Consider the following 15,333-nt stretch of genomic DNA (forward strand, 5'->3'; position numbering starts at 1 on the left):
CCTTTTCGCTGACAGTATCGAGCAACTGTTCGGACCGGGTAGTCGTCGAAATGATCTACATGACCTGCGCGTCGGCCGTACCGTGGGAGCTGTGACCAAGATGTCTGGATCATGGGCTTCCAGTGAAGCCACGAGAGCAAGTATGCGGTCCAACAAGGGGCGGGACACCAAGCCTGAGCTCGCCTTGCGACGTGCAGTGCATGCGCTTGGTTTGCGCTACCAGGTCTCGGTGAGGCCTCTCAGGGCCATCCGTCGAACCGCGGACCTCGTCTTCACCAGAGTGAAGATCGCGGTCTTCATGGATGGTTGCTTCTGGCATGGATGCCCTGAACACCACACCGTGGCAGTGACCAACGCCGGTTTCTGGGCAGAGAAGGTGCGGCGGACGAAGGAGCGCGATATGGAGACTGATCGCCTCCTCGTTGAAAGCGGTTGGGCGGTGATTCGGGTTTGGGAGCATGAGAATCCGGCTGAGGCCGCGTCTCTCATCGCTGATGCCGTGATGGCTCGCCGAGAGGCCATGGGATATCGGGTGCGGGTGAAAACCGTCAGCGATAAGAATTAATTTTCATGCTGTATATTCGGCGACATCCTTCTGGTGACTTAAGTGTAAAAAATGTTTTGTCTAGATCGCTCATCTCGCGCTAACTAAATATATCATGACAGAAGAATTTCTTCCGGGCGGCGATGTGTTATGGGGATGGACTGTCGGTCCAGGATGTGTTCAAGGCAAGCTGTGAGGTCGCCTGCATGATTCTCGTTGGCAATGGTGCGCAACACGCGCACCATGTCTTTGCCGTTTATCAGAACTATAGGGTATTGATCTTCTGTCATCTCAAGTTGAGCCGCATCGGAGAAGGATCCAGTGGTCACATACGCGCCAATCCAGCCGCGGCGTAGGCGTGCGACTATGCGGGCGATCTGCTCGGCGGATATCAGGCTGCCGGGCTTTATGCATTTAGCCTGGCCGAGCACCACAAGACTCGTGCCTGCCAGTCCGGCTCCGAGGTCGAGTCGTCCGATGAAGTCGGCCCCGCCGTCTCCGGACCTTTTGGTCAGCCATCCTTCGTGGTAGGCGGAACCGCCCCCGCGTAGCACGCGAGCTGTTACGGCAGAAGCAAGCCCTTCGAATTGATGCTTGTTGCCGTCGAAGCGTTTGTAAACGGTATGAAGATCTGCAGCATCTTTACTTCCTACGCTAGGACGTTGATCTCGTACCTTGACTATTCGTGCGCGAGCTACACGTCGTCGTAAACGGGGAAGTGCTGTATTACCTTGGTTCACCCATTGTGCCCAGGATGTGGGTGCCAATTTTAAGGTGTCTTTGGCGGTGAGTGTCTCATCGCGTCGAGAGTTGATCCAGTCCCAGTCGATCTGATCGCCTTCGGAGGTCAGATCGAGTATCGCCATGTCATATGCATAGTTGGTGAACGTGGTATGTTCGCGGCCAGCCCATTGAACCACGCGTTCGGCACGCTCGATGACACTCAAGCCGCAGAACTCGATGTGACCTTTGACCTTGTTGTTTCTTGATACCGATCGAAACAGCAGAAGAGGAACCGCGTGAATTCTCTCATCGGGTGTGGGTGCACGGTGTCCGTCGAAGACGTCGAGAAGTGCGGCGTTGCCCGGTGTGCTGCCGGGAGTGCCAGGTGAGGACGCTTTCTGGTCGCCGAAATAGCGCACATGTCCGTTGTCGAGATCAAAGACGTCGTGCCAGGGAGTCTGCGTGCTGCCTGCCTTCCACGGGCTGGATCGGATCAGCACGACCGGACGACGCCGGCCGTCAGGTGCTCGTACGACGGCTACGCGGTTGATGCCGGCCTCCAGCAGCGCACGTGGACGGCCGGGAGAGTGCGTGGCGTAGTAGAAGTTGTCGAAACCGTCAACGACTGATGCTGTCGTCTCTTTGGCGCTGGTATACCGGAAAACCTGACCTACACGCAGCGACTGTCCCATGCCACACTCCAAGATCGACTCATGTCCGTATAGATACTGACAGGTTGTCTTAAGGAGGTCGAAGTTCGGTTATTCACTCAAAGCTTTAGAGGCCCTCAGGCCAGGCATCGGCCCTGCTTCGCTCTGCACATCCGCGGCGGCGACGGTATAGAAGACCACCGAGAGGTACGCCGGTGGCTGTGGGGCGTCCTGCCGGCCGAAGGCGCCCGCGCCCTGACCGGCGTGGGCCGCTGGCACGACGCGCTCACCCACCTCCAGCGCCAACACGCGTCGGCCAGCGGATGCTCGACGGCCGCCAGGTCGCGGTCATCGCGGACACCACCGCTGGTGACGCGGACGGCGCCCTGGCCCTGCTCGCGGACACCCTTCCCGGCGAACCCTGGGAGAACGCGGTGACCGCATGCCTGAACGCGCTGTGCCGCCGCAGCACCTACCAACTGGTGAAGGCGGATCTCGCGGCGATGCTGGAGTGCTACCGGCAGCTCGTTTTCGCGCCCGGTCTGGTGGTGTTCAGCATGCGCCTGGGTCTGTCCGTCTGCCGAAGTGCTGGACGCCTGCGCGCTGGGAAGCCAGATACTCCCCGCACGACTGACGACTGACCTTTTGGCCGCGCTGGATACCAGCGAAGCGGTGCTTACGGGGTTCTCCGCGTTGGAGAGACGAGATCAGCGGTAGCCCCTCCTCCAGGAACCGGACCCACATGGCTGGATCTGGAGTACACGAACAGAAAGGTCGTCGGTTGGCTGAGGGGATTCTCAGTGCCTCTCAGCGAAATCAAAGGTCCGGCGAAGCAGACTTCCAGGGTCCTCACCAACCCGGGAGTCCGCATGAGGAGCCGCTCCGATGATCACGCGATCGCGTCGTCGGTCGGATGGTGGCGGCGGTGGCCGTCGTGGGTGGGGCATGCCGCAGGCGGAGCGGCAGCCGTGTACGGCTGCGTGCTGCTGGTGGCCGCACTCATGGGGTACCGCTCGTTCATCGGCGCCACGGACGTGGGCCTTCCCGACCTCACGTGGCCGGGCGTCGCGGTGCTCCTCGCCGGATCCGCGATCGCGGCCGCCACCGTACGCCCATGGGGCGGACGGGTACTGTCCCGGGCCTTGTCGGTGGGCGCGTGGGGCGTGGCGGTGCTGGCCCTGGTGGGGAGCTGCATGGTGCTGCTCAACCTGATCCAGCTGGTCCTGACCGGTACCGTCACCGACCGCCAGGGCGACAGCGACTGGGTGAGCTTCGCCGAACGGTTGTGCCTGGCCGTCCTCGGAGTTCTGTTCGTGGCCACCGCGCTGTCGCATGCCCGCCGTACCGCCGGTGTCTGCCCCCGGTGCGGCCGGGCGCATCCGCCGCAGGAATCGGACCGGTGGTATCCCACGCCGCACGCGGCGCCCTCCGTGGTGCGTCGGATCGCCTACGTCGGCGGTTGCGCGTGGCTTCCGTACCTCATCCTGCACGCCCTCGGCGCGGCCGGTGTCCCCGGAATCGAGCCCAACGGGTTCCGGCCGACCTGGTACATGCTGCTCGCGGGGGTCTGCGGGATCGGGCTCGCCGTGTTCCTGCTGCTGGGACTCGTCCGGCCGTGGGGCATGGTCTTTCCCCGCTGGACGCTGGGGCTGGCGGGCAGACGGGTGCCCCGGTTCCTGCCGCTGACACCGGTCTGGGTGGTCGCACCGACCCTCGCCGTGTACGGCACTGCGAGCGGGATCCTCGCGGGCGCCGGTCTCTTGGGCGACGACCTGTTCGGCATCGGCGGAGCGGCGTCGCTGGCGTTCGGCGGATACGGCTGGGCACTGGCCATCGCCGCCGTCTCCTATCAGCTCCGGACCCGGCCCCTATGCGTCTCGACCGGGACGGCCGCCCCCTGAGCCGCGCTCTCCATCGGTGGCTCAGGGGACAGCCGATGGAGAGCGCGGGCCGGTTATCGGAACCGCCGAAGAGGGGAACCGAGCTGTCACATGACGTCGATCCGGGACGGCGCGCTGGTGGGCGCCCTCCCGCTCGCTCCTCGCCGGATGGCTCAGGTGATGGACGACGTCAGCCGCAGCGCCCGAACATCTGCACGTAGGTCGCGGCCGGGGTGGTGGATCCGGCGGCCGGGTCCGCGCTTCCCCAGACCGCTTTGGTGTACACCTCGGTGAAAGCCGGGTTGAGGATGGCGTCGCGGTGCGGCTTGCTGTTCATCCACCACGTGACGGCCGCCCGCGGGGTGACGTAAGAGGTTCCCCACCCCGTATAGGTGTTCTCTCCGATGGAGAACGAGGTGCAGCGGCGGCCGTAGCCCACCGCCTGGGCGCGGCTCAGCGGGGTCGAGCCGGTCTGCGGATTGATGTGCGGGTCGCACTGGCCGGGGTTGCCGTTCACCGGACGGCAGTTCTTACCCGGCTCCACCTTTCCCCACCAGCGCAGTTTGACGGCGTCCGCGGCGTGTCCGGCTGCGGCGGAGCCGAGTGTGGGCACCCCTTTTTTGCCCAGCGAGACGTATCTCTTCAGCGGTTTCAGGTTGGTTCGTTCGGCGTTGACGAGACACAGAACCGCTCTCTCGATAGTGGTCGTCTGTGCCCCGAAGTCGAAGCGTCCCCGAGCGGTGTTCGGGAACGCGGATTGGGGCCGGTAGACGACGTCGATGTTCGCGCAGGCTCCGGCGCCCTTCAATGACGGGGCCGTGGCGGCTGCCGACGGTGCCGGTGAAACGGCGCCGGTCAGGCTCAGCAGGATGGCACCGGCCACGGTGACGGCGGCCTGCCGACGGTACGACGCGGGGCTATCGGGTACGAGTCGCTGCTGCTTGCGGGAGAGTTGTAGGAGGCTGCTCATGGGGGGCTCCTCGGCGTCGGTGTCCTTCAGTGATAAGCCAGGGGTCTTGCAGGCGCCTTGCGATGCCTTTAAAGACCCTTAAGTCTTTTTTCTTCGATCCGCGAGTTGAACCGACCGGCCGCGAGGCCGCGTCATCCGGTGGCATTGAGATGTCGACGCGGTCAGGTAGAGATCCGGTCCGCGGCTCCGACTCCCTACTGAGCAGGTCCCATCCGGGGACCGCCGGAACAGGAGCGAAGCGACATGACAAAGGTGACGGCACAGATGTCGGTGTCCCTCGACGGCCACTACGCCGGTCCGCGACACAGCGGCGAGGCGAGAGACTGGCTGGGGTCGGCGGAGGCCGCGGGCTTCTTCCGGGTCACCCGCTGGGTGATCGACGCCATGTCCTGGCGCGAACGGCAGGGCTTCGCGGGCGGCGAGCAGGACGTCAACTCCGAGATCATCGCCGAGTCGTTCGAGGCCGCCGGGGCGTACGTGATGGGGCGGAACATGGCGGACGGCGGTGAGGTTCCCTGGGGTGACGAGCCGCCGTTTCGCGCGCCGGTGTTCGTCGTGACCCACCGCCCCCGCGAGACCCTGGTGCGTCAGGGTGGGACGAGTTTCACCTACGTGACCGACGGCATCGCCAGTGCCGTGGAGCAGGCACGCGCCGCCGCGGGGGGCAAGAACGTGGCGGTCGCCGGAGGGGGCAGCCTGCTGCGCCAGGTGCTCAGGGCCGGTCTGCTGGACGAGCTGGAACTGCATGTCGTCCCGGCCGTGCTCGGCACGGGGATGCGCCTGCTCGACGCCGGCCTCGATCTCGCCGAGAAGGAGGCGATCGAGCTCACGCCCACCAGGGTGATCCACACCCCCGAGGTCACGCACATCCGTTACACCGTCAACGGGCGGGCCGCCCTCGTCCTCGACGACCGCGGTAGCGGAACGGACGTCTTCGGCCCGGGAACCCCGTAGTCCTCCGGAATCGTCGCGAACGCTGCTGACAGGGACACCCTGATCAGTACCGGCGCGGGCTGTTCAGGCACCCGCGCCGGCATCAGACTGTCGCGCAGGACAGAGGGGGCGCACAGTGACAGACCGGCCACTCGAAAGCAGCTCAAGTATGTCTCCGAGTGGCGGCTCGTCCAGCGGCCCGGGATCCTCCGAACAGTGGCACGGGTTCGCGGCGACCGTCCCCGTCCACTGCGGCCCATGAGATGACGAGCCGGTGCTCGTCGAGTGGCACACGATCGTGCCCGCGCGGCCTCGGCCGTCGGAGACGTGAATCGCTCCGATCGTCAGGGCCACCGAGTACGGCGACCGGTGGGAGGTGGCGTCGTCGCCGCCTCCCGGCTTGACTTTGCCGTCGCGTCAATATCTACCGTCGTGAACGAGCCGGAAGAACCGGCTCGGTGATGGTGAGAAAACAGGTGGGGGCCATGGCGTGGTCGATCGCACAGGTGGCGCGGATGTCCGGGGTGACGTCGAGGACCCTGCGTTACTACGACGAGATCGGGCTGCTGACACCCGCCTGGGTCGGCGGGAACGGTTGCCGCCACTACGAGGAGGATCAGCTGCTACGACTGCAGCAGATCCTGGTACTGCGGGTGTTCGGCCTCGGCCTCGCCGAGATCAAGGAGATCGTCGACCGGCACACCGACCCGGTGGCGGCACTGCGTGAGCACCACCGGCGGCTTCTGGGGGAGCGCGACCGGCTGGACGCGGTGGCCCGCGTGGTGGCCCGCACCATCACCGAACTTCAGGAGAACGAAGGGAAGGGTGACATGCCCAAAATCAGCAGGCCGGAGAATCTGTTCGAGGGGTTCGACGGGGCGCGCTACGGCGCGGAGGCCCGCGAGCGGTGGCCGGGGCATTGGGAGCGGGCCGGGCAGCAGGAACTCCTGGACACCGCGACTCCGCAGGAGATCGACCGCATGGGGCGGGAGGCGACGGCGGGAATGATCCGGATGGCCAAGCTCATGGCCACCGGCACACCCGCTGACGACCCGGTCGTTCTCACCGAGCTCGACGTTCACTACCGGCAGATGACCCGATTCTGGAAGCCGACCGCGGCGGAGTACGCGTACTTCGGCCAGATGCAGGTCGACGATGAGCGGTTCAGGGCGAACTACGAGCGGATCGCCGAGGGTCTGGCCGCGTACATGCGCGACGCCATGGCCGCGTACGCGCACGCCCGGTTGAGCTGAACCGCTTGAGCGGGAGCCGCGTCGGTTCCCGCAGGGGAATCCCGATCCGGAATGGGGCTTCACCCGGTCCGTCAGGCGGTGGAAGGGCGATCCTCTCAGAGGGTCCGGGGCGTCTCCCTTCCACTGTCGGACCATGCCCGCTTTTTGGGGGTGATGGTCATAGGCTGCCGGGATGAACCGTACTCGGCGGGCCGTCGGCGCTGTCGTGGGATCGGCGGTGGGCGACGCGCTGGGTGCCCCTTTCGAGTTCGGCCTCGCGGGGGTGTTCTCCACTCGGTTTCCCGTTCCGGCCACGGAGAACGAGATGTGCGGTGGTGGCGGCTGGGACGCGGGTGAGGCCACCGACGACACGCAGATGGCCGTGCACCTGGCAGAGTCGCTGCTGGAGCGCGGGGGACTGGACCTGCCGGACGTCTTCGCCCGTTTCCAGCGATGGGCGGCCTGCGACCCCAAGGACATCGGGCTGCAGACCGAGGACGTCCTGACCAACGGCATGCCCTGGGACCGCGCGGCCGCCACCCACTTCCGCACCAACCACCGCGCCGCAGGGAACGGCTCACTGATGCGGGCCACCACCTCCGCGGTCTACTTCGCGGGCCGTGGACAGGACGCCACCATGGACGCCGCCCGCCGTATCGCCGCGCTCACCCACGGAGACCCCGCGACCTGGGAGGGAACGGCCGTCTTCCACGACCTGCTGCGCGTGGCGCTGGAGGGGGACGATCCCGTCGCCGCTCTCCCGGGCAGCCTCGCCCTCGTCGACCCCGACCACCGAGAACGGTACTCCACGGTTCTCGCGCCACGGTGGCATCCCGACGACGCCACCGAGTTCAACGGTGCCGTCTGGCCCTGCCTCGGTTCGGCCGTCTGGGCGTTGCGTACGACTTCCGGTTACGAGGACGCGATACGCGCCGCGATCGACCTGGGCGGCGACACCGACACCGTCGCCGCGGTCACCGGTGGCCTCGCCGGTGCGGTCTACGGAGCCGACGCGATCCCCGTACGCTGGACCGAACCTCTGCACGTCCCCCTGCCGGGCTCCGGTGAGCGGGTGCTGCGCCTGCCGGAACTGACCGACCTCGCCCGCCGTCTGGCGGGGTGAACGAACGACGGCGGCCGTCAGTCGTCGGGTTCCGTCCGTACGCCGAAGGGGTTGTCGATGGCGTACCTCCAGTATCCGTCCTGCCCGCGCCGGGCGACGTCGGTGGCGGTGCCCCGGATGTGTACGGGCCGGCCGTCGCGGTCCGTGCCGTCGATGACCCAGTCGACGATCAGCAGGGCGAGGTCGCCAGTGGTGTAGACGTGCCGAGGCCGGACGGTGATCGGCAGTCCCAGGTCCAGGAAGCGGCCGTTGGCGGCGTCGATCCGCCGCCCGGTCAGCGAGGTGCCCGGCTCGGGGACGAACACGGCCCCGCTCTCGTAGACCTCCGCCACGGCCTCCGCGTCACCGTGGTTGAACCGCTCGGCGAAGACCGCGGGTACGTCCTCGGGACGTTCGGCGAGTTGTCGCATCATTGACCCGTTCCATTCCGTTCCAGTGGTTGGACGCGGCAACGCTAGGAGGCGCCCTCGTGGCTTACCAAACGGTTGGTTGTCCGGGCCTGCCCGACGACCCTCGCGCGAACGTCACCGAACCCACCCCGTCGTGTCCGGTGGAGATCACCCTGGCGGCGCTGCACGGGCGCTGGACGACCCTGCTCATCCGTGAACTGCTGCGGGGTGACCGTACGTTCAGCGAGCTTCGCCAGGCACTGCCCGCACTGTCGGACAAGGTGCTGTCCGATCGGCTGGCGCATCTGACCGAGGCCGGTGTGCTCGATCGCCACCGCCGACCCGGCTGGCCGCCCCGGGTGCGCTACAGCCTCACCCCTCGCGGGCGTCAACTCGGCCCCGTCCTCCAGGCATTGTGGGACTGGGGCGCGGAACGTAGGCCGCGGTGAGCTCGCCACCACCTCTACCGCCGCCTCTACCTCTGCTCCCACCACCTCTACCTCTGCTTCTGCCGCCGTACCGACACGATCGCCACTGATCGGTTGGCTCACCGTTGTCTCGGTGATGTTGGGATCCTCTCGATCGTCACCGCCGAGATCCCGCCGATCGGCCGGCTGACGTCCATCGGGTCCGGTTCCGACATCTCCGACGGCATGAGGGCCGATGCCCGCGAACCCGCTGGAGCGTTGGTCCGTCTTATCGGACATCCCGGAGGGCCGTCTCGCCGGGCGATCCGGAGGGCCGCGTCCACACCTGCGTCCATCTGAGCCGGGTGCCGAACGTGGCTGGGACCACGTTCGGGGGCCTCAGGCGACGGCGTCCAGCATGGTGCGGAGGATCCGGGCCAGCGTGGCGGCGTCCTCCGGGGCAAGGCCGGAGAGCAGGCACTTCAGAGTGGCCGCGTGGTCGGTGAGCGCAGCCTCGCGAACGGGCGTCGCCGTTTCTGCGCCGTTTCTGAGTCGTTTCCGACCGGCGCGGTCGAGGGGGTCGGGTCGGTACGGTGCGGATTTGTGTCGGTGGTGGCCGTTACAGTCACCGATCACTGTTGCCCTTCCGCCGAGGAGACCGGATGACCGAGCCCGATGTGACGATGGTCAGGATCGGCCAAGGTGTCGAGCTGGGCCAGCGGGGTGAGCGAGAGGCCGCTCGGGAGCTGTTCGCCGAGCTGTGGGAGGAGATCGGCGTGAAGGGCGATCCCCTGCACCGGTGCGCTCTCGCCCACTCGATGGCCGACGTCCAGGATGAGGTGAGGGAGGAGCTGCTCTGGGACCTTCGCGCCCTGGAGGCGGCCGACCTGGTCACCGACGAGCGGGCCCGGCAGGCGGGTGTCGTCGGTCCCGTGAGCGGTTTCTATCCCTCTCTGCACCTCAACCTGGGTGACGCCTACCGCAGGCTCGGTGATCTCGATCGGGCGCGTGACCACCTCGAACGCGGACACGCCACCGTTGACGTACTTGGTGACGACGGCTACGGGCAGATGATCAGGCAGGGACTCGACCGGCTCGCCGAGCGCCTGCGGACGGCCTGACGACTCGATCGCCGTCCTCCCGGCCGGTGCCACGTGAAACGCGCGTCATCGCAGGGCTTCGCGACGAACGCCGCCAAGGCGCGGCGCTTCCGCCGTTCCGGTCTCAGGAGAAAGCCCGGCTCCGTTCGCTGCAGGAGACCCGGGAGGGGTGGCGGTGACCGTACGGTCGGGCGTATGAGCATCGAAGATCGGAAGACCGGCGGGGCGGAGAGGAGCGCCCGTCGTACCGGCTACCGGGACGCATCGGACAGACCCCTCGGAACGCCCTGGACGCGCGGGCGGGTTCTCGCGTCGGCGGCCGTGCCGGTGGCGGGGCTGCTGGCGTTCCCCGCCGTCGTGCCCAACGCCGTGGGCAACCTCGGCAGCCTGCTGGAGACCTTCCTGCCCTGGGGTGGCCTGGCCGTTCCCATACTGCTGGGTCTGGCGCTGCTGCGCCGTTCGGCCCTCGCGGCGGTGTCCCTGGTGCTGCCCGCGGCGGTCTGGGGCGTGGTCTTCGGCGGCCGGTCGCTGCCCGCCGACCGGGGGGCGACGGGCGACCTGACCGTGCTCCAGCACAACGTCGGCGAGGAGAATCCCGACCACGCGGGAACGGCGCGAGCCCTGGTACGGGCCGGGGCCGACCTCGTCGCCCTGGAGGAGCTGACGCCCGAGGTCCTGCCCGTCTACGAGGACGTCCTCGCGTCCGGCCATCCCCACCGCGCGGTCGTGGGCACCGTCGGCCTCTGGTCCAGGTATCCGCTGGCGGACTCGCGACCGGTGGACATCAGGCCCGCGGACGTCGGGCCCGACTGGAACCGCGGACTGCGGGTCACGGCGCGGACACCACACGGTGAGGTGGCCGTGTACGTCGCCCACCTTCCCTCGATCCGCATCCGGCCGTCGGACGGTTTCGGATCCGGCCGCAGGGACGAGAGCGCCGCCAAACTGGGTGCGGCCGTCGCCTCGGAAGCGCTGAACAGGGTCGTCCTGCTGGGTGACCTCAACGGCACCCTCGACGACCGTGGCCTGACCCCGCTCACCTCCCGGATGGTCTCGACGCGGAAAGGATTCGGTTTCAGCTGGCCCGCCACCTTTCCTCTCGCCCGGATCGACCACGTCATGACCCGTGCGGCGACCCCCGTCGCCGCCTGGACCCTGCCGGCCACCGGCAGCGACCATCTACCGCTCATGGCCCGCGTCGACCTCTGACACCCGGTGCCGTCAGTTCCGGGCTCCGGTGTCCTTCCGGGGAGCCGAGCCGTCGAGGTCGGGGCATCCGGGCTTCGTTATGCTCGGGCGGTGAGCTCCCCGAGAACGCTTGTGTTGTGGGACATCGACCACACGCTGATCGACGCGGGTGGTGTCACCGCCGACACCTACGCGCACGCGTTGCACGCCACCACCGGCCGGCGGATGGAGCGGCCCGTGGAGGTGGCCGGGCGGACCGAGCGGGCGATCATCACCGAGATCCTGCGGGCGCACGACGTCGAGGTGTCGGACCGGCTCCTCGACTCCTTCTACGTCGCTCTCGCCGAGGCGTTCGTCGTGCGCGAGGCCGTCATGCGGGAGCGCGGCCGGGCCCTGTCGGGGGCGCGCGAGGTGCTCGTGGCGCTGGCGGAACGCCGGGACGTGGTGCAGTCGGTGCTCACCGGCAACACCGAGCCGGTCTCGGTCGGCAAGCTCACGGTGTTCGGGCTGGACGGCTTCGTGGACTTCGAGGTGGGCGCGTACGGCACCGACCACGAGGACCGCGCCGCGCTGGTGGCCCTGGCGCAGAGGCGCGCCGCCGGTAAGTATGGGGAGTCTTTCACCATACGCAACACCGTGCTGATCGGTGACACGCCGAACGACGTCCGCGCCGGTCAGGTGGGCGGTGCGAGGGTGATCGCGGTCGCCACCGGCTTCAACGATGCGAGCGTCCTGGGCGAGGCCGGTCCCGAGCTGGTGCTGGGGGATCTCGCCGACACCGGCGCCGTCGTACGGGCCGTGCTGGGCGTGCCGGACCGGGCGAGTGGCGATCGTTGGTCCGGGTGAGTGGCGATCGTTAGCCCGGGCGGTGACCGTTAGTCCTGGCGAGCGGCGACCGTTGGTTCGGGCGAGCGATGATCGTTAGTTCGGGCGGGGCGCGGGGATGAGGCGGGTGAGGCGCTCGCGCAGTATCGCCAGGGCGCTCTCCGCGTCGCGTTGCCCGGCCAGTACGGCGATGCCCAGCCCGGCCGCGGTGGCCAGCAGCACGATCGCCTCCGTACGCGGGTCGAGGTCCGCCGCCATGTCGCCGTCGTCCCGCGCCTGGGCGAGCCGGTCGGCCACGAACGTCTCCATCGCGTCCGGGGCGGTCAGGAGGGGGTGCGCGGCCAGCGCTCTGTCGGTGACGGCCAGCACCGCGTAGGACGTGTAGGCGAGGTGGAAGGTCCGGCTGCGTTCGTCGGTCGGGATCGATTCGGCGAGGACGGCCTCCAGCACCTCGCTGGCTCGCCTGCTGGCCGTGCACGCGCTGGTCGAGCGCTCCGAGACCATGGATCCCATCATGCTCAGCGCCCGCGCCTTCCGCCCGTACCGCAGTCCCGCGCGGCGGTTCACCGACGACGAGCTTCGTCGCGTGACCGTTCCCACGCAGCTCGTCCTCGCGGCGCGCACCACGCTGATGCGGCCGGGCCGGGCACTCGCCCGTGCTCGGCGGCTCCTGCCCCTGCGCCACGGGGAGATCGTGCCCGGCATCGGCCACGCGATCCCGCTCGAGGCGCCGGAACTGGTCACCGACCGCGTTCTCGGTTTCGTCGACCGTACGGCCGGCCAGGTCTGACCAGGTCTGATCAGGTCTGGGGAGGGGAGACGGTGGCGGGCGGCGCTCACCGGCGGATCGGCGCGGATCAGCGAGGTGAGCCGGTGGGCACCGCCCCGGTGTCGATGAGGCGGACCAGTTCTGGAAGGACCGTACCCAGGGGGGCGTCGATGGTGAGTGCCGCGTAGCCGTCACCGCGGGTCGGGCCCTGGTTGACGATCGCCACGGGGATGCCGAGCTTCGCGGCCCGCAGCACGAACCGGCGGCCCGACATCACCGTCAACGACGACCCGAGGACCAGGAGCAGGCGCGCCCCCTCCACGAGGGCGAAGCACTCGCGCACCCGCTCGGGCGGGACGGTCTCCCCGAAGAAGACGACGTCGGGCTTGAGCATCCCTCCGTCGCACGCCCGGCATCCGACCACCTGGAAACCATCGATCTCCTCCTCCGGCAGCTCGACGTCGCCGTCCGGGTTGATCGCGGTGGGCAGGGCGCCGAAGCGCGGGTTCGCCCGGGTCAGGCGGCGGTCCAGCTCCTCGCGCGGCGTGGAGTCGCCGCAGTCCAGGCAGACCACGTCCCGCAGGCTGCCGTGCAGCTCGACCACCGCTCCGGCGCCGCCCGCCTGGTGCAGGCCGTCGACGTTCTGCGTCACGATGCCGGAGACCAGGCCCCGCCGCTGGAGGGACGCGACCGCGTGGTGGCCGCTGTTCGGCGCCACCCGGGTCATCGCCCGCCACCCGAGGTAGCTGCGGGCCCAGTAACGTCGCCTGGCCACCGGGTCGCCGGTGAACGTCTGGTAGGTCATGGGGGTGTGCCGGGTCAGGGTCCCGCCCGGCCCCCGGTAGTCGGGGATCCCCGACTCCGTCGATATCCCGGCGCCGCTCAGCACCACGACATCGCCCTCGGTCAGCAGCTCCGCCAGCGTGCTCGTACCCTCGCTCACCCCTCCATGTTGCCCCACCTCGTGTACCGGACGCGGCGCCGGGGTGGTGCGGAGACATCCGCTGCCGAACCGGCGCCTGATGTCTCCGTGCGAAGATCCTTCACTCCTCCCCGGAGAACCTCTCCCAGGCTGACTGCCGTGCCATCCCCAGGGCCGAGCCGATCCTGGACCACGTGACGCCACGGTCACGCAGGCGTTCGACCCAGATCCGCAGGTTCGCGTCGACCTGGGCGCTCACCGACGCGATGCGGGGCAGAAGTTCGAGAATCTGCTCGTCGGTCATGTGGTCCGGCCAGGGGATCTCGGCGGCCGTCGAGGACTCGGACGCCTCACCGAGCACGTGGTTGCACAGCTCCACACACTCGTTGCAGATGTACACGCCGGGGCCGGCGACGACCCGGTCCACGTCGGCCTTCGCCTTCGCGCAGAAAGAGCAGTGAATCGCCTGATCGGCGAGAGACGGGGCCGGCATGTGGTCCTCCCGGGGTGATGGTTGTCAGGGTACGCCTGACGTAAAATCTATGCCGTCAGGAGTAGCCTGACAAGAGGAGGTCGCCTCTGAGGAGCGGATCTCCCCTGGGGCTTTCGGCGGCCACCCGAATCACCGCCACCGGCGATCTCGACATTCGCGGAACACGGCCTTCTCTCCGTCGGCTCGTCTCTTTCTCGGTGTTGCCCGGAATCGAGGACGACCAGCCGGGCGGGACGCGTCAGCGGAAGTCGTCGGCGTGGTCGGCCGCCCACTTCCGGAAGGGAGTGGCCGGTCTCCCGGTGAGCTCTTCCATCGCGGAGGTGGCCGACTCGGGGTGTATCGCCATCCGCGCGTACGCGTCGATCATTTCCTCCGCCGCCGCGGGTGACCAGCCCTGGTCGAGCAGCCCGCGCAGCGCGATCTCGGGTGGGAGCTCCTCCCAGCGGACCGGCCGGCCGATGGCCTCGCCGATGGCGGTCACCTGCTCGACCTGGGTCAGGGTCTCGGGGCCGCTCAGCACGTACCTCGCCCCGGTGTGGCCGGTGCCGGTGAGCACGCTCACCCCGGCGGCGGCGATGTCCCGTTCGTGGATCAGTGCCCTGGAGGCGGCTCCGTGCAGCCAGCGGACGGTGCCGGTGTCCCGGATCTGCGAGGCCCACATCAGGGTGTTGGCGGCGAACCCGCCGGGCCGCAGGAACGTCCATTCCAGCCCGGACCGTTCGATCAGCCGCTCGACGAGGGCGTGGGAGCCGAGAATCGAGTTCGGGTCCTGCTCGGGCGCGCCTGGTGCGGGGTCGGGAACGCCGCGCGCGGAGAGGTAGACGACGCCGCGCGCGTGCTTGGCGATCGTCTCGACGGCCGCGGGTGCCGCGTGGTCGGCCGAGAGGGTGGGCCAGACGAGGAACACCGACTCGACCCCGTCCAGGGCGTCGTCCAGCGTGGCGGGATCGGCCAGGTCGCCGCGTACGACCTCGGCGCCCTCCGGGAGGGTGGCGGACGCGGGGTCGCGGGCCAGCGCGCGCACGGCGACGCCCGCGTCGAGGAGCTGGGCCACGACCTGCCCGCCGACCTTGCCGGTCGCTCCGGTGACCAGAATCATGCGGATCTCCTTCATCGGTGGGATGTCCTGATCAGCCTGCAACTTCACCTTTGGTTGAGGTCAAGCGGGCGCGGCACGGGTCGGGC

General features: G+C 68.4%; 18 protein-coding genes. 11 read left to right on the forward strand and 7 right to left on the reverse strand.

What is annotated here, in order from left to right:
* Positions 1-100 precede the first annotated feature (100 nt).
* The gene (locus ABD817_RS31930; RefSeq protein WP_344922106.1) at positions 101-565 is read left to right on the forward strand and encodes a very short patch repair endonuclease; all 465 of its coding nucleotides are present in this window, start codon (positions 101-103) and stop codon (positions 563-565) included.
* A 92-nt stretch (positions 566-657) separates the two neighbouring features.
* Here ABD817_RS31930 and ABD817_RS31935 read toward each other — a convergent pair whose 3' ends face one another.
* Positions 658-1,959 (reverse strand): restriction endonuclease, encoded by a 1,302-nt coding sequence (locus ABD817_RS31935; RefSeq protein WP_344921989.1) that lies wholly within the window; start codon positions 1,957-1,959, stop codon positions 658-660.
* Between the two features lie 281 nt (positions 1,960-2,240).
* Between ABD817_RS31935 and ABD817_RS31940 the strand changes: the two genes are divergently transcribed.
* Both ABD817_RS31940 and ABD817_RS31945 read left to right on the forward strand, forming a co-directional pair.
* Positions 2,241-2,558, forward strand: coding sequence for a hypothetical protein (locus ABD817_RS31940; RefSeq protein WP_344921990.1), 318 nt, complete (start codon positions 2,241-2,243; stop codon positions 2,556-2,558).
* 228 nt (positions 2,559-2,786) lie between these two features.
* Entirely contained in the window at positions 2,787-3,818 is a 1,032-nt protein-coding gene (locus ABD817_RS31945; protein ID WP_344921991.1) for a hypothetical protein, read from the forward strand.
* Positions 3,819-3,987: 169 nt separating this feature from the next.
* Here the strand turns inward: ABD817_RS31945 and ABD817_RS31950 are convergent, their stop codons facing one another.
* Entirely contained in the window at positions 3,988-4,767 is a 780-nt protein-coding gene (locus ABD817_RS31950) for a CAP domain-containing protein (RefSeq protein WP_344921992.1), read from the reverse strand.
* A 243-nt stretch (positions 4,768-5,010) separates the two neighbouring features.
* Here ABD817_RS31950 and ABD817_RS31955 point away from each other — a divergent pair, with 243 nt between their 5' ends.
* The 3 genes from ABD817_RS31955 to ABD817_RS31965 all read left to right on the forward strand — a co-directional run bounded on the left by ABD817_RS31955 (position 5,011) and on the right by ABD817_RS31965 (position 8,055).
* Positions 5,011-5,721: a dihydrofolate reductase family protein gene (locus ABD817_RS31955; protein ID WP_344921993.1), complete on the forward strand. Its 711-nt coding sequence runs from the start codon at positions 5,011-5,013 to the stop codon at positions 5,719-5,721.
* 464 nt (positions 5,722-6,185) lie between these two features.
* Positions 6,186-6,953: a MerR family transcriptional regulator gene (locus ABD817_RS31960; RefSeq protein WP_344921994.1), complete on the forward strand. Its 768-nt coding sequence runs from the start codon at positions 6,186-6,188 to the stop codon at positions 6,951-6,953.
* Positions 6,954-7,125: 172 nt separating this feature from the next.
* Complete coding sequence (locus ABD817_RS31965) at positions 7,126-8,055, forward strand: ADP-ribosylglycohydrolase family protein (RefSeq protein ID WP_344921995.1); 930 nt, start codon at positions 7,126-7,128, stop codon at positions 8,053-8,055.
* 17 nt (positions 8,056-8,072) lie between these two features.
* On the opposite strand, the gene ABD817_RS31970 is transcribed toward ABD817_RS31965, so the two are convergent.
* Positions 8,073-8,468: a YybH family protein gene (locus ABD817_RS31970; RefSeq protein WP_344921997.1), complete on the reverse strand. Its 396-nt coding sequence runs from the start codon at positions 8,466-8,468 to the stop codon at positions 8,073-8,075.
* Between the two features lie 56 nt (positions 8,469-8,524).
* On the opposite strand from ABD817_RS31970, the gene ABD817_RS31975 reads away from it, so the two are divergent.
* The 4 genes from ABD817_RS31975 (at position 8,525) to ABD817_RS31990 (ending at position 11,985) form a co-directional block, all read left to right on the forward strand.
* Positions 8,525-8,893 (forward strand): winged helix-turn-helix transcriptional regulator, encoded by a 369-nt coding sequence (locus ABD817_RS31975; RefSeq protein ID WP_344921998.1) that lies wholly within the window; start codon positions 8,525-8,527, stop codon positions 8,891-8,893.
* A gap of 620 nt (positions 8,894-9,513) precedes the next feature.
* A complete protein-coding gene (locus tag ABD817_RS31980; protein ID WP_344921999.1) occupies positions 9,514-9,972 on the forward strand; it encodes a hypothetical protein in 459 nt (152 codons plus the stop codon).
* Between the two features lie 174 nt (positions 9,973-10,146).
* Complete coding sequence (locus tag ABD817_RS31985; protein WP_344922000.1) at positions 10,147-11,160, forward strand: endonuclease/exonuclease/phosphatase family protein; 1,014 nt, start codon at positions 10,147-10,149, stop codon at positions 11,158-11,160.
* A gap of 90 nt (positions 11,161-11,250) precedes the next feature.
* The gene (locus ABD817_RS31990; protein ID WP_344922001.1) at positions 11,251-11,985 is read left to right on the forward strand and encodes an HAD family hydrolase; all 735 of its coding nucleotides are present in this window, start codon (positions 11,251-11,253) and stop codon (positions 11,983-11,985) included.
* Positions 11,986-12,060: 75 nt separating this feature from the next.
* Here the strand turns inward: ABD817_RS31990 and ABD817_RS31995 are convergent, their stop codons facing one another.
* Positions 12,061-12,468: a TetR family transcriptional regulator C-terminal domain-containing protein gene (locus tag ABD817_RS31995; protein WP_344922002.1), complete on the reverse strand. Its 408-nt coding sequence runs from the start codon at positions 12,466-12,468 to the stop codon at positions 12,061-12,063.
* Positions 12,469-12,478: 10 nt separating this feature from the next.
* Between ABD817_RS31995 and ABD817_RS32000 the strand changes: the two genes are divergently transcribed.
* The gene (locus ABD817_RS32000; RefSeq protein WP_344922003.1) at positions 12,479-12,754 is read left to right on the forward strand and encodes an alpha/beta fold hydrolase; all 276 of its coding nucleotides are present in this window, start codon (positions 12,479-12,481) and stop codon (positions 12,752-12,754) included.
* A gap of 67 nt (positions 12,755-12,821) precedes the next feature.
* Here the strand turns inward: ABD817_RS32000 and ABD817_RS32005 are convergent, their stop codons facing one another.
* The 3 genes from ABD817_RS32005 to ABD817_RS32015 form a co-directional block, all read right to left on the reverse strand.
* Positions 12,822-13,676: an NAD-dependent protein deacetylase gene (locus ABD817_RS32005; RefSeq protein WP_344922004.1), complete on the reverse strand. Its 855-nt coding sequence runs from the start codon at positions 13,674-13,676 to the stop codon at positions 12,822-12,824.
* Between the two features lie 100 nt (positions 13,677-13,776).
* A complete protein-coding gene (locus ABD817_RS32010) occupies positions 13,777-14,148 on the reverse strand; it encodes a ClpX C4-type zinc finger protein (RefSeq protein WP_344922005.1) in 372 nt (123 codons plus the stop codon).
* 238 nt (positions 14,149-14,386) lie between these two features.
* The gene (locus tag ABD817_RS32015; RefSeq protein ID WP_344922006.1) at positions 14,387-15,247 is read right to left on the reverse strand and encodes an NAD(P)H-binding protein; all 861 of its coding nucleotides are present in this window, start codon (positions 15,245-15,247) and stop codon (positions 14,387-14,389) included.
* Positions 15,248-15,333: the final 86 nt, after the last annotated feature.

Origin of the sequence: Streptosporangium oxazolinicum (genome assembly GCF_039537505.1) — a bacterium.
Classification (GTDB): domain Bacteria; phylum Actinomycetota; class Actinomycetes; order Streptosporangiales; family Streptosporangiaceae; genus Streptosporangium; species Streptosporangium oxazolinicum.